This is a genomic window from Desulfosporosinus orientis DSM 765, assembly GCF_000235605.1.
GTDB classification, from domain to species: domain Bacteria; phylum Bacillota; class Desulfitobacteriia; order Desulfitobacteriales; family Desulfitobacteriaceae; genus Desulfosporosinus; species Desulfosporosinus orientis.
Genome location: NC_016584.1, coordinates 1,462,457 through 1,476,781, shown reverse-complemented (window position 1 = coordinate 1,476,781; position 14,325 = coordinate 1,462,457). Strand labels below are relative to the sequence as shown.

Sequence of the window (14,325 nt, the reverse complement as noted above, 5' to 3'; positions counted from 1 at the left end):
CTTAACATTATAGCTTTGTATTTTAACTCTCAGGAATAGCCGTAAACGTGAGAGGACCTACAACATTGGCCGCTGTTCCCGGCTTTGTCAGTTCTGCTGTGAGGGTATAGGTTACCAGCCCTGATGCGGTAAATCCGCTGTCAACATGGGCTAATGCTGTGACTTTGCGGTAATCGTAGGGACTTTCCCCACTATCCAGAGCGCTGTATATCAAAGTACCGGTATTGGGAGCACCTCGCCAAATCTTAAAGATAATGGGAGTAATTGAGCCAGATGGCACCAACCAACCGATAGCTGCTCGCAAGGAGAATTTAAGGCCTGGGGAGGACTCTGCAGTTATTGCGGCCAATGGCGTATCGGCGGAAGTGATAGGGATACTTACACTGCCGGAAGTGTTTTGGGGCAATGTGAAGAATGAACTAAGCGTCTGGGCAGAACCGGTAATAATCAGTGCTCCCACAATGCTTGCCGTATAACTGGGATCGGGAGCTTCCGCAGTCAGAACATAGGTTACGATCTGCGCTGAGGTAAAACCGGAATCCACATGGGAAAATGAGGTAACAGCTCCTCTTTCCACATCCGCACTGTCATCTGCGCTGGCTATAAGCGTACCGGTTATTGGTGCACCGCGCCAAAGTTTGAAGAGTACATCTACTTTGGGAAAGATACTCCTTGTTGAAATCCAGCAGGCGGTAGGCCTTAAGATCACATTCTGACCCGGTTCAACATTAACATTAATAACAGCCACTGGCACCGGGGCCTGAGCGACAGGGATATTAGCCCCGCCAAAAGTATTATTTGGAAGCTCAAAATAACTTAATAAGTCCGAATTTATATCAAGTGCGGTAAAAGTCAGGGGGCCGATAACTTTTGCCAGAGTGTTGGTACCCACAGTTTCTGCAGTTAAGACAAAGGTAACGGGTTGATTAGATGTTAGGCCGGAAACTACTTCACTAAAATCTGTGGTTGCGACGTAATCAAATGCGCTTTCCGCACTATCCTGAACACTGCAGACCAGTTCACCTGTAATAGGTGCGCCGCGCCAGATTTTAAATAATACTTGTATTACATTACCTCCAGACTGAGCTTGCCAGCCAATATTTGCTCTCACTGTTGCAATATCACTACCGGAACCGGCAGCAACCGTGAGGCTTGCCAGGGTCGTGGGTGTATTGAAAATAGGGATATCGGCTGCCCCGGAAGTGTTTTGAGGAAGAGTATAGAATTGGTAACTCATAATTTGTAACCACTCCTATTTTAATTAATGAGGACTTGTAATGTATTATATGTTAGCTTGTCAATACTTGTCACAGTTTCCAAGGAGGATTAATTTAAAGAAACGAACGAGTTAAGCACTTCTACGCTTAACCCGTTCATTTCTAAGTTATAGACTTTATTATGCATCTGCTTTGAAAGGTTTTTAATGACTCTGACGCCAAATCTTGAGTTTCTTTGCCTCATCGATCAATTCTTCTCTAAAATCAGGATGCGCAATTGAAATTAAAGCTTCCGCCCGCTGCCAAGTCGACAACCCTTTAAGATTGACCATTCCATACTCTGTGACAATATAATGAATGGTCGCCCTAGTATCTGTAACCACTGCGCCCAAGGTCAGAAGCCCTTTAATGCGAGACTTGATTTGTCCCTGTTTATCCTTATAAGTGGAGGGCAAACAGATAAAACTTTTACCTCCTTTTGAGTAGTAAGCGGCTTCTACAAAATCTAACTGGCCACCAGAACCACTCATCATATTGGAGCCAGCCGATTCAGAACAAACTTGGCCTGTCAAGTCGATCTCCAAACAACTGTTGATGGAAATTAGGTTCTCGTTGCGCGAAGCATTACAGGGATGATTCGTGTAATCCACCGGATAGCCAGCCAAAACCGGATTATTTTTCATGAAATCATAAAGTTTCTGCGTTCCCGCTGCAAAAGAAAAAGTGATTCTTCCCCTGTCCAACTGTTTACACTTTCCATTGACTTTTCCGGCTAAAACCATATCTACAAACCCGTCAACTAACATTTCTGTGTGAATCCCTAAGTTCTTAAGATTCGATTCTGCAATCATTTGTCCTAAGGCATTCGGCATGCCCCCAATTCCCAACTGAATGCAGGCTCCGTTCTTAATTTCAGGCATTACATAGGCAGCAATTGTTTTGTCCTTTTCAGAAGGAGGGGCTGTAGGTAATACAGGCAGTCCTCTATGCCCTCCTTCAACAACATAATCTACTTTTGAAATATGAACCACATGGTCATACCCACCATGTATACTGGGCATATCTTCATTAACTTCAACAATGACAGCTCGTGCCTTTTCAATTGCAGCCGCATAGTGTGAAATGGTAACCCCAAAACTAAAATAACCATGTTCATCCATTGGGGCGACTTGAATTGCGACCACATCAGTCTGTAAATTCTCGCGGAGCCACCGAGGCACCTCTGAATATTTGATAGGTATATAATAGGCCTGACCGTTTTGGACTAATTTCCGTTCGCTTCCGCTAAGGTGCCAACTATTCCAAGTAAAATGTTCTCCCGTTGGATCACTCTCCAGAATAGCTGACGACTTTAGAAGTACAGCTGCACGAATATTCACATCATGCAGTTCTTCCTTACGTCTTGCTAAGGCTTCTTCTAACAAGCATGCCATATTCGCTGCCCAACTAAACTCAACCCAATCTCCGCTGCGCACCACTTTTACGGCTTCATCGGCAGAGACACACTTTTTACGATACTCTTCAATATACATAATTCGCTCCTTGCCTTACTCCACACCTCATTCACTGAAAAATTAATACTTAAATACTTAAAGTATTCAGATTTTCACTTCATTAGCGGTAGTCTTCCCGACTAAGCTTCAATGTTCAGCTTAGGCTGAACGAGTTCTTTCTTTCCTGTAAAGCCTTTGCCCTAGTGGCGAACTTAATTCTCAAAATACAACGTAGCACACCCCCTCCCCAATATTCTAATAGTTTAATTATAATGAATATTCTGAATTAAATAATTATAATACAAGGTTCTTTTCTAATCCTTATAAAAACTATACATTCGATCATGAATATAAAAGAGATTTACCGACAACCCATCTTTCTAGCGATGAGTATGCGTAAAATTTCCGACGTACCTTCCCCGATTTCCAGCAACTTTGCATCACGCAGATATCTTTCTACATGATAGTCTTTCATATAGCCATAGCCGCCGTGAATTTGAATTGCTTCAAGGGAGTTCTTGACTGCAGTTTCTGAGGCATGCAGCTTGCCCATGGCTGATTCCTTGCCAAAAGGCAGGTTGGCATCTTTAAGGCTTGCCGCCCGCAAAATCATCAGGCGTGACAGTTCAGTTTGGGTCATCATATCTGCCAGTTTAAACTGGATGGCTTGAAAGTTACTTAAAGTTTGCCCAAACTGCTTGCGCTCCATAGAATACTTCAAGGCCTTATCAAGTGCACCTTGAGCAATGCCCACTCCCATTGCTCCAATACTAATTCTGCCGCCATCCAAGATCTTCATGAATTGACGAAAACCATTGTTTAACTCACCTAAGAGATTTTCTGCGGGAATTTCTACATCCTCAAAAACAAGCTCCGTAGTATTGGAGGCACTAAGGCCCATTTTCTCATAAGGCGTGTTAATCTGGAATCCAGGAGTACCCGGCTCAACTAAAAAGGAACTTATCCCACGGGTTCCCTTTGAAGGATCGGTAACCGCTGTTACAGTAACAACTCCCGAATAACTTGCATTGGTAATAAAACATTTCGAGCCGTTGAGAACCCACCCTTTATCCGTTTTACGGGCTTTTGTCCTGGTACCGCCTGAGTCAGAGCCCGCCCCAGGCTCAGTTAAACCAAAGGCAGCCAAGTACTTGCCGCTAAATAAGGAAGGTAAGTATTTTTCTTTTTGTTCAGGAGTTCCGAAATAGTAAATTGGACTTATCCCCAGGGAAAGTAACGCCGCATAGGTAATCCCAGTAGAGGCACATACTCGGGTTATTTCCTCAACTGCTAAAGCATAACTGACCGTGTCTCCACCGGTTCCTCCTACATCTTCAGAAAATGGCAAACCCAAAAGTCCCAGCTCACCCATCCTTTTAACTATTTCCAGTGGAAATTTACCCGTCCGGTCACGTTCTTCTGCCCCAGGCTCTACAACTTCATCTGCAAAGGAACGCACCATTGCACGTATTGACTTCTGATCTTCAGTTAAACCAAACATACCCTTACCTCCTTCGTTTTACCTTATCTGGCGGAACAAATCTTCCAGGCCACTCGACCATTATTGAAGTAAAGGGAGTTTCTGCCCTAAAAATCTGTCAGTCTGACATAACACGTTTCATAGACCTGTTCTTTCTCTGTCAAGTTAAATCATTTACATCCTTCGCTCGATAAAATCCGTATAAACTTCACCTCTAATGTAGACAGGATTAGTAATCACTTTCAAATGAAAGGGAATTGTTGTTGGAACTCCTTCAATTTCAAACTCGTTTAACGCTCTTTCTAATCTTTGAATAGCTTCTTGCCGGTTTGCTCCCCAAACGATGAGCTTACCAATCATGGAATCGTAATATGGGGAAATACAATATCCCTCACAACCAGTACTATCAACACGAACCCCGGCACCCTGAGGCTCTCGGTAAATTTCGATTGTGCCGGGTGAGGGCATGAAGTTCTTTTCCGTATTCTCGGCATTGATCCTGCATTCGATGGCCCAGCCGGAAATCCGAATGTCTTCCTGCTTGAAGCTTAAAGATTTTCCCGCTGCTATACGAATTTGTTCTTTCACCAAGTCGATTCCTGTCACAAGTTCAGTCACAGGGTGCTCCACTTGAATTCTGGTATTCATTTCAATAAAGTAAAACTTACCGTTCTTATCCAGTAAAAATTCGACAGTTCCGGCACTCGAATAGGCAACCGACTTCGCCGCCTTAACCGCAGCTAAACCCATTTCTGCCCTAAGCTCCTGTGTTAGGGCACTGGCAGGAGCTTCTTCCAGTAATTTTTGATTACGCCGCTGCAACGAACAATCTCGTTCGCCTAAATAGACAATATTCCCTTGCTTATCTGCTAGAATCTGAAACTCAATATGACGCACTGTCTCCATATATCTTTCCAAATAAATTTCCGGATTACCGAAAAACATTTGAGCTTCCTTTTGAGCATTCTGAACTGCATGGGCTAATTCCACAGCATTTCTGGCAATACGCATCCCTCTGCCGCCGCCGCCGGCAGAGGCTTTAATCAGCACCGGATATCCGATCTCCTCACCTAGTGCAGCTGCCATCTCCTCATCCATGATTACCGCCTGCGAACCTGGTACCGCAGGAACCCCAGCTTCGATCATTTTCTGACGCGCCTTCGCTTTATCCCCCATTATTTCAATTGCTTCTGGCGAAGGTCCAATAAAAGTAATGCCGCTGGATTCACAAATTCTGGCAAAGCCTGGGTTTTCAGATAAAAAGCCATACCCAGGATGAATAGCATCCGCACCGGTCTGTTCTGCAGCTTTAATGATATTTGAGACATTAAGGTAACTCTTCAAACTTGACGCAGGGCCAATCAGAACAGACTCATCAGCCATTTTTACATGCAGAGCATCCCGATCAGCTTCAGAGAATACGGCTACTGTTTGAATATCCAATTCTTTACAAGCCCGGATTACGCGCAGTGCAATTTCCCCGCGATTAGCCACAAGGATTTTCTTAAACATAACGTCTCCCCTTTAACTTTATGTCTTACCTAGCTTTACTTATCAACACTCCCTGGGCACTCTTAATTCCGAACTACAACTTCACATCCCTTCGCCGCCCAAGAGATCTCTTCGCTTTCTGGATGTAACCTTATTTTCCGCCTAGTAATCCTGAGAAAATAGTTCTCAATCTGTCCTGTGGAAACCTTAATCTTCTAGTTCGAACAATATTTGCCCATCCTGAACAAACTCTTCTAATTGACAGTTAACTTTCGTTATAGTACCTGCAGCCTCAGACTTTATGTCTATCAACATCTTCATTGATTCGACAACAGCTACCACATCTCCTGATTTTACAGTTTTTCCTTCAGCAACTAGGATATTGTTAATTAGACCACTCATACTAGACAGAATTTTCATCATTTATCCTCCTCGTGTTGAACTTCAGGAAATACTAGATTCCTTTGAAGTCTGCCGGACGCTTTTCTAGAAACGAGTTAATACCCTCTTTCAAGTCATGGCTGGTAAAGGCGATTATTCTGTAAACCCCCATGGTTTCCACCATTTTGTCGAAATCAACTTCTCTGTTAAAATTATGAATCTTTAGGGCTAGATCAACGGCCAGCGGGCTTAGTCGAGCAAACCTCTCCCCATATGCCCAGAGAGTACTCTCCAAGTCTTCAATAGGAACAACCTTATTGACAAGACCAAACTCTAAGGCTTGGCTGGCGTTAAATTTTTCGGCAGTCAACATGAGTTCTAAGGCTTTCTTACTTCCCAGTGCCTCTTTAATAAAGGGATAAATCACAAAGGGAGCCAGGCCAAGATTGATTTCTGTAAGCCTAAAAGCAGCAGTATCTGCTGCTACTGCCAAATGTGCGGCAGCCACTAACCCTACTCCCCCACCATAAGCGGAACCATTTACCCCAATGATCAGCGGCTTATGCAAAGCATTGATACACTTATAAAGATCTAAACTATTTCTTAAACGCAAATAATGTTGGGCTGGGGATAGTTCTGTGTCCTTCTCAAATGCTTTCAAATTAGCACCTGCTGAAAAAACCTCCCCCACCGCAGATAATAAAATAACTTTAACCTCATCCCGTTCATTTAAACATCTTAAGAGGGCTACCAATTCATCATTGAGCTCATCAGTGAAGCAGTTTCTTTGCCGGGGATTGTTAAGCTTTATATAACTGATACCCTCTTTTTCTTCATAAATAAGATAGTTATAATTCATATTCTCGCCCCTTTAAACCGGATGAATCGGATTATTCTTCTGAGGCCATACTCGTACTTTACTGCGGTAAGCCTCCAAGCGATAAGAAAGCTCTTTTCTAATTCCTTCAAAATCGATCAATTGATCTACAATAAGCTCTGAAGCCAAACCATAGATATTAATATTGTCCGAGTACTCTTCCTTCTTTTGATTCATAAAGGCCAGTCGAGCCTCTCCTTCCAGTTCGTCAATTTTATTTGAATACACTGCCTTAACAGCTGCTTCTGGTCCCATAACAGCAATGAGAGCAGTAGGCAATGCTAATACTGAGTCAGTACCAAACGCCGGCCCAGCCATAGCATACAGACCCGCTCCGTAGCATTTGCGTACAACGACCGTTATTTTAGGCACTGTGGCTTCCGAAACGGCTGAAATCATCTTAGCCCCATGACGAATTATTCCAGCCCGCTCCACTTGAGATCCTACCATGTACCCTGGAATATCCGCCAAAAAGACTAGAGGAATGTTGTAAGCGCTGCAAAACCAAATAAACCTTGCACCCTTGTCAGAGGAATCTACAAACAAAGTCCCGCCTTTAACCTTTGACTGGTTGGCAACAATTCCCACAGCCTCTCCCTTTATTCTGGCCCATCCCGTAATGAGTTCTTGAGCAAACAAAGCTTTGTATTCCAGAAAGCTGCCTTCGTCAACAATTCGATCAATTAATTCGTACATATCAAAGGGTTGATTTTGGTTATGAGGGATAATTTCTGCGATAGGTCTTCCTTCAGCCGGATCCTTAGCAGCAACGGACACAGGTTTTTCCAAGCAGCTTTGGGGCAAGAAGGCAAAATAGTTCTTACAGAGCTCAATGGCATGAGTATCATCTTTTGCCAGAACATCGCCAAGCCCGCTGACATTACAGTGCATTCGTGCACCACCCAAATCCTCCAGAGACACCTTTTCCCCAATTACCGCTTCCACCATGCGAGGAGACCCCAAAAAGGCACTGGCTTTTCCTTCCACCATAATGACTAAATCACTGAATGCCGGCAAATAGGCTGCACCTGCTGGGGAGACTCCGAAAAGAATTGTAATTTGAGGAATAATCCCAGACATTTTTATCTGATTATAAAAGACTCTGCCAATGTGATTTCTTCCCGGGAATACTTCTTTTTGGTCAGTAATTCTAGCTCCCGCTGAATCAACAAGGTAAATAATAGGGAGCTTCATCGAGAGCGCCTTTTCTTGGATATATAGGAGTTTTTGAACACCTTTAGCCCCCCAAGACCCCGCTTTGACGGTGAAATCTGCGGCAGCAAAACAAACCAACCTTCCGTTAATCTTTGCCATTCCTACGATATTACCATCTTCCGGAAGCTCTGGGTCCAGACAATTGCTAAACGTCCCTTCCTCCAGAATCGAACTCTCATCGAACAGTAGGTTTAACCGGTCACGTACGAAGAGCTTGTTTTGTTTCTTTAATGTCAAATGGTATTTTTCCGGTCCTCCTTTTCGAATCCTTTCTAATTCCGATAAATACTTTTCTTGTCTTTCATCCATTGTTATAACCATTCCTTTCGGCATAAGTTCTTCCGCTGCTGTTTCAAAATAGATTTGATTCAACTATTATTCTTTATGTTATTTTTAACATAATATTCTGAACATTCTTCTGTAAGAGAAGACCCTCTGCCTGAATATCCATTGGGCTTAAGTTCTAACAACCGACTGTTCCTGAGGGAAGAAGCATAGCCTTTCGCACCTTGAATTTTCATTGAGTATCAGATGCTGATAATTCCGTTTTTAATTAGGATATCTAAAACACTTTGCACCTGCTAAAATATGATCTGGGACTTCTATTTTCATGCGTAAAAGATTGGAACCAAAGCACTTACCCAGGCTGTCACTGCGTAAAGATTGAGATGCTCCCCCCGCCAGGGCCCCGTCGATTAAAAACTTAAGTGCGAGCAGATTATCCATTTCGAATCTTTGCACCGGTCCGGTAACCAGTTGCTTAAAGTGTTCAAATACGCGTTCCTCCGTAATTTCCTGTTTAAATATTTCATATAGCTCTTTATTTTGGGCAAATATGGAAACATCACTACTATCTCCCTTGTCGCCGGATCTTGTTTGAGCAATTTCGGAAAGTTGAACCAATGCCATTTGCTACACCTCCACAACCGATATTTTTACATAGGCTTCAATCTCTTCCCTTGGAATGTACGCCGAATTTTGACCAATCAATTCTCGTACCGGCTGCATCCCACTCAGACCAGTTGCATGAGGCGGACCATTTAACACCATCGATGGAAATTCTCTGCCGATTTTGGCGGCGTCATCCTTGGAAGCAGTCCGCATTGCAACTCTCAGCATTACTTCATTTGGCTCAACTTCGGGTTCCGGTGCCAAGGGTCCATGAATCGAGTTAATGCCGATATATTCGCTGTGAATTTCTTCGTATTTAATCCCCTGCATCTCTATTCTGTGTCTGATAATTTCCTCGGCTTTTCTGGCCTTTGGCAGTGCATCCGGCCAAGCGTAGGTAATTCGCCCTTCACCAACATAACCACTAGAGTATCCCATGGTGGCCTTCAGGGTTTTGGGTTTTGGATTGCCGGTGGCACCGGAAACCTTAACCTGATTTTTCCCTACATCTTCTAACTTGATAGATGTGAAATCCACCGAAACGTCAGGCGTCAGATAGTTGTTAGGATCATGAATTTCATACAGCAATTGCTCCTTCACAGAATCGACGCAGACTAGGCCGCCTGTGTTTTCTGGGTTGGTGAAAATAAATTCACCGTTTTCATAAATTTCCGAAACGGGATAACCATGACTTCCAAGATTCTCAACTTTCCACCATTCACCGCTGAAATTACCGCCTGTACCTTGTCCTGAACACTCCATCAGATGACCCATGACGATGCCTTGAGCCAGCTTGTTCCAATCTCCATCCGTCCAGCCAAATTCATAGATAGCTGGACCCAAAAATTGCCCGGTGTCAGTGGTCCTGCCGGTAATTACAATGTCAGCACCGGTTTCTAAGGCCATGGCTACTTCTCTTCCACCCAGATAAGCATTGGCAAACATATACTTATCCTCAAGATTGTCTAAATCTTCCTCATGGTTCAAATAACCTTTTTCGCAGAACTCACGCAGGCGATCCTTGATATTATCGCCCTCAACAACGGCTATCTTAATATTCGACAAACCAAGTTTTTGTGCAATTCCCTTTACTGCTTCTGCAGCTCCCATTGGGTTGAGTCCGCCGCAATTGCTGATAATCTTAATTCTTTTTTCCATGCAGACTGGCAATAGAGCATTCATTAGAGGAAAGACATCTTTTGTATACCCATCACTAGGATTTTTCTTCTTAGCTTTCTGAAGAATGGCCATTGTCAACTCTGCTAACGAGTCTCCACAAATATATTTAACATTTCCATATTTGGCCACATCAACAGCAGAAGTAAATACATCACCCCAAAAACCTACCGAGGCCCCAATTCTAACTGACTTCATATAATCGCCCTCTCCTTAAATAATTTTCAATGCACCTAGCCTAATACTCCGACTACTGTCGAGACTTCTTCTAACTTAAGTGAGCAGTAGCAGTGTGAATTTCAGTATGAACTGCACAACCATGCATGTGAAACAATAGCTGTAACTTTATTTTCAGATTTATCCCTCCTTTTAAATTCTTAAAGTTGCAAGTTTTGTGCCAATAATTAAAATATTCTGAATTATACATTCCTAAGGTTACTATTTATTTTAGTTCCGAAAGTTCAACCCCGTTATACTCCACATTTCCTAATCCAAAATTAAATTATATCTTAAAACAGTTTTAGCCCTTTTTAAGGGCTAAATCAGTGCCATTATTGATACAGATTCAATGTTCGAATAATATTCTGCGGGCATTATTGCCACTCTTGTTTACTTTCCGCTACAATAAATTTTATACTCTTTGAGTTTACGATAAAAGGTTCTTCTACTAAGTCCTAACAATTTCATTGCTTTGCTTCTGTTCCCCCCACATGCTGAAATTGCACTTACAATTATCTTCTTTTCAAAGGCTTCTACAGCTTCTTTTAACGTTCCGTTTTCATAGTCAAAATCATTTTCTTTTTCAACAGTTAATCCAATTGATTCTTTCATATGCGGCGGCAGATGATTAAGCTTAAAAGTATCCTCAAAGCACATTATTCCAGCATATTCCATGCAGTTTTGAAGTTCACGAACATTTCCCGGCCAACTGTAGGAATATAAAAATGAAAGCACTTCTTGAGAAAGAACTATGGACTTCCCATATTTTTCGTTATACTTTTGCAGAAAATAATTTGCCAGTAACCCGATATCCTCCATACGCTCTCTTAATGAAGGTACTTCAATTTCTACTATGTTAAGTCTAAAGTATAAATCCTGCCTAAACTTCTTTTCTTTGATCAAAATTTCCAGCGGTTGATTTGATGCAGCAATCAGCCTTATATCCACAGGAATATTTTTCTGCCTGCCTATCTTCTCGATTTCTCTATTTTCTAATACTCTCAACAATTTTGACTGCATTGATAAAGGCATATCACCAATTTCATCAAGAAACAATGTTCCTCCATTAGCTAATTCAAATTTACCCATCTTTCCGCCGGATTTTGCGCCTGTAAATGAACCCCCTTCATATCCGAAGAGTTCACTTTCAATTAGATTTTCTGGTATTGCTGCACAATTAACCATAATCATTGGACGATCTTTTCGTTCACTATGCGAGTATATAACTTTTGCAATTTCTTCTTTTCCAACTCCATTTTCTCCTTTAATCAGTACCGAGGCCTCTGTTTTAGCAACAATTAACGCCTGTGAAACTGTTCTTATAAAACTCGGACTATTTCCTATAATCTCCAGTTTCGACAATTCATTTTGCGCTTCCACTTGCCGCCTGTACGACATAGCAATTTCATTAGCATTCTCCACTTCTTGACCCAATTTAACTTCAGCCGTTGAATCCGTAAAAATTGATGTAACTGCTTTTAACTCTCCATCTCGTTCAATTGGAAATATATGTACCGAAACATATTTATCTAGTGTTTTTATATATTGGTTCTTTTTAATAATAGATATTTTGGTATCAATTACGTTTAATATTTCTGCTTCTGGTTCTATTTCTTGAATTTGTCTTCCTATAATATTACGTGTTGAAACACCAAGAATCCTGGAATATGCATTATTTACATAGAAAATTTTACCTTCCAAATCAATTGCAATGACAGCCTCTTGGAAATTATCCATAATATCGCTCAGCATCCACATAGCTGTGACCTTAAGAAGGTATAACAATAAATCTTTAGCCACTTCTCCAGTCTTATTACCCTCATCATTCATTACTTCAATAAATGAGCTACTCCAAATTATATCGTCAATTTTTAAATTATGTACATTAGAATTTTCATTGATTCCATTATTTATCTGCTTTTTGCCACTCCAAGGTTTCATGATATCTAGTATTTTCATTTCTATCTCCTTTCATAAACTCCGAGACACACTTATATAAGTGTGTTTCGATTTCCGCTTCGGTGGGGTAGTCTCCCCCCACTGAAGCCTCTGAATCCAGCTAAAGTTGAACGAATTCATAGAAATAAAATCCTATTTGTCTAACCGACAAATTCAAGCCCTTAGACTCATTTTCCTGCTTGATGCTTTGTCATCTTCATTTTTCGCCTCTGGATCTAGCACTATTTAATCCTTCTTTTTCCTAACACTTAAGAAGTTACTTGCTCCAACATGCGTACAATCCCGTCAATCCCAGTACATCACTTTGTCTAATCTCATCCACATTTTTGTATTCCACTAACAGCAACCCAATATTGACAGAGTAGATTGGTATAATTTTAGTTACTGATGGCTTCGGATACGTTTACCGTCCCGCTTCCTTCATTTGCACGCCCATACGAGCGCCGCTGGCCTTTGTCACGTTTACATCTCACTTCTTAAAATCGCATAAACGTTATCCAATGTAACACCATAATCCGGTGTGCCGAATGGATTAATGTGGGAACAACATTGAGCACGTAGACAGATTCGCTGGTAAATTTCAATACCTGCAAGCGCATGCAATTTATCGCCAGCAAAAAACAAAGCGCGAGAAAACTACGCGCTAGCCGTTTCATGTCAGATATATCAGAGTAATGCTTGAAATTTAAGAATCAATCGAAGGAATTTTTCCTCTTCTTTACTAAATCATATCCCTTGATACCCCAATGAATAAGCCCAGTCAACTGCTTCATAGCCGGGTATTCCATCGTCCTTGCAACGTCCTTCAAGTGCCTCCGGATCTCTATATGCTGTGGACAAACTTTCTCACACTTTCCACAACCGATACATCGTGAGGCATAGGTAGGTACACCTCCGACTAAACCGCTTGTCATGAGAAAATAATGGATTTTCGTCCGTTTAGTCTGAAAAAGATGCTTATCATTATAAATACCCAGGCAGTTTGGAATATCGACGCCTGACGGACAGGGCATACAATATCTGCAGCCTGTGCAGCCAACCTTTAGCAGGTTTTGATAAACCTCCTTGACTCTGTTCACGACAGCCAATTCTTCCTTTGGCAAGGAATTCGGATAAGCCTCCCCTGCTATACGAATATTTTCACTAATATGTGCTTCTTCATTCATCCCTGACAACAGCATCGTTACCTCAGGATGATCCCAAACCCAGCGCAAGGCCCATTCGGCAGGTGTCCTCTGTATTTCGGCCCTACTCCAGATTTTTTCAACCTCCATAGGAATCCTGCCCACCAATCTCCCTCCCCGGAGCGGCTCCATGACAACGACACCCAGACCTTTGGAAGCTGCATACTTTAGGCCTTCAGTTCCCGCCTGGTAATATTCGTCAAGGTAGTTGTACTGAATTTGGCACATGTCCCAGTCATAGTCATCGACAATCAGCTTAAAATTCTCTCGGTCACCGTGAAAAGAAAAACCCGTATAAATAATTTTACCGTCCAGCTTGGCTTTCTGCAAAAAATCCAGAATACCAAGACGTTTCATCTTTTCCCAGGAAGCGAAATCCGTAAGCATATGCAGGAGGTAATAGTCGATTCGATCGGTCTTAAGCCTTTTCAACTGCGTTTCCAAAACCTCATCCATCCCTCTTCTGGACTGGACTAAATAAGTTGGCAGCTTGGTGGCGATTTTCACGCTATTTCTTATCCCCTTTGAAAAAACCTCTCCTAAGAAGCTTTCACTTTTTCCGCCATGATAGACATACGCCGTATCAAAATAGTTAACACCACTATCTATCGCCTGAAGAAGCTGCCTTTCTGTTTGCTGCCCATCGATTCTCCCGTTTATTTCCTGAAAACGCATGCAGCCAAAACCTAGAATTGAAACCTTATCGCCTGTTTTACCCATTTCTCTATAAAGCATACTTCTT

Annotated in this window: 11 protein-coding genes; all 11 read right to left on the bottom strand. The window is 42.1% G+C overall.

Translation table 11 applies throughout. From position 1 onward, the window contains the following. Positions 1–22: 22 nt before the first annotated feature. Positions 23–1,237, bottom strand: a complete 1,215-nt coding sequence (locus DESOR_RS06915; RefSeq protein ID WP_014183892.1) for a hypothetical protein — start codon at positions 1,235–1,237, stop codon at positions 23–25. A gap of 183 nt (positions 1,238–1,420) precedes the next feature. Then, on the bottom strand, positions 1,421–2,749 hold the full coding sequence (locus tag DESOR_RS06910) for an acetyl-CoA hydrolase/transferase family protein (RefSeq protein WP_014183891.1): 1,329 nt from the start codon (positions 2,747–2,749) through the stop codon (positions 1,421–1,423). A gap of 322 nt (positions 2,750–3,071) precedes the next feature. Next, positions 3,072–4,211 (bottom strand): acyl-CoA dehydrogenase family protein, encoded by a 1,140-nt coding sequence (locus DESOR_RS06905; RefSeq protein WP_014183890.1) that lies wholly within the window; start codon positions 4,209–4,211, stop codon positions 3,072–3,074. Positions 4,212–4,364: 153 nt separating this feature from the next. After that, positions 4,365–5,702 carry an acetyl-CoA carboxylase biotin carboxylase subunit gene (accC, locus tag DESOR_RS06900; RefSeq protein WP_014183889.1) on the bottom strand — a complete coding sequence of 446 codons (1,338 nt, stop codon included), beginning with the start codon at positions 5,700–5,702 and terminating at the stop codon, positions 4,365–4,367. Positions 5,703–5,888: 186 nt separating this feature from the next. Beyond that, complete coding sequence (locus DESOR_RS06895; RefSeq protein WP_014183888.1) at positions 5,889–6,101, bottom strand: acyl-CoA carboxylase biotin carboxyl carrier protein subunit; 213 nt, start codon at positions 6,099–6,101, stop codon at positions 5,889–5,891. Between the two features lie 34 nt (positions 6,102–6,135). Continuing rightward, on the bottom strand, positions 6,136–6,921 hold the full coding sequence (locus tag DESOR_RS06890) for an enoyl-CoA hydratase/isomerase family protein (RefSeq protein WP_014183887.1): 786 nt from the start codon (positions 6,919–6,921) through the stop codon (positions 6,136–6,138). A 12-nt stretch (positions 6,922–6,933) separates the two neighbouring features. Beyond that, positions 6,934–8,463: an acyl-CoA carboxylase subunit beta gene (locus tag DESOR_RS06885; protein WP_042332011.1), complete on the bottom strand. Its 1,530-nt coding sequence runs from the start codon at positions 8,461–8,463 to the stop codon at positions 6,934–6,936. 240 nt (positions 8,464–8,703) lie between these two features. Continuing rightward, on the bottom strand, positions 8,704–9,063 hold the full coding sequence (locus tag DESOR_RS06880) for an AtuA-related protein (RefSeq protein ID WP_014183885.1): 360 nt from the start codon (positions 9,061–9,063) through the stop codon (positions 8,704–8,706). Between the two features lie 3 nt (positions 9,064–9,066). Continuing rightward, positions 9,067–10,419, bottom strand: a complete 1,353-nt coding sequence (locus DESOR_RS06875; protein ID WP_014183884.1) for an acyclic terpene utilization AtuA family protein — start codon at positions 10,417–10,419, stop codon at positions 9,067–9,069. 411 nt (positions 10,420–10,830) lie between these two features. Beyond that, on the bottom strand, positions 10,831–12,399 hold the full coding sequence (locus DESOR_RS06870) for a sigma-54 interaction domain-containing protein (RefSeq protein ID WP_014183883.1): 1,569 nt from the start codon (positions 12,397–12,399) through the stop codon (positions 10,831–10,833). A 692-nt stretch (positions 12,400–13,091) separates the two neighbouring features. Continuing rightward, entirely contained in the window at positions 13,092–14,318 is a 1,227-nt protein-coding gene (locus DESOR_RS06865) for an aldo/keto reductase (RefSeq protein WP_014183881.1), read from the bottom strand. Between the last annotated feature and the right edge of the window lie 7 nt (positions 14,319–14,325).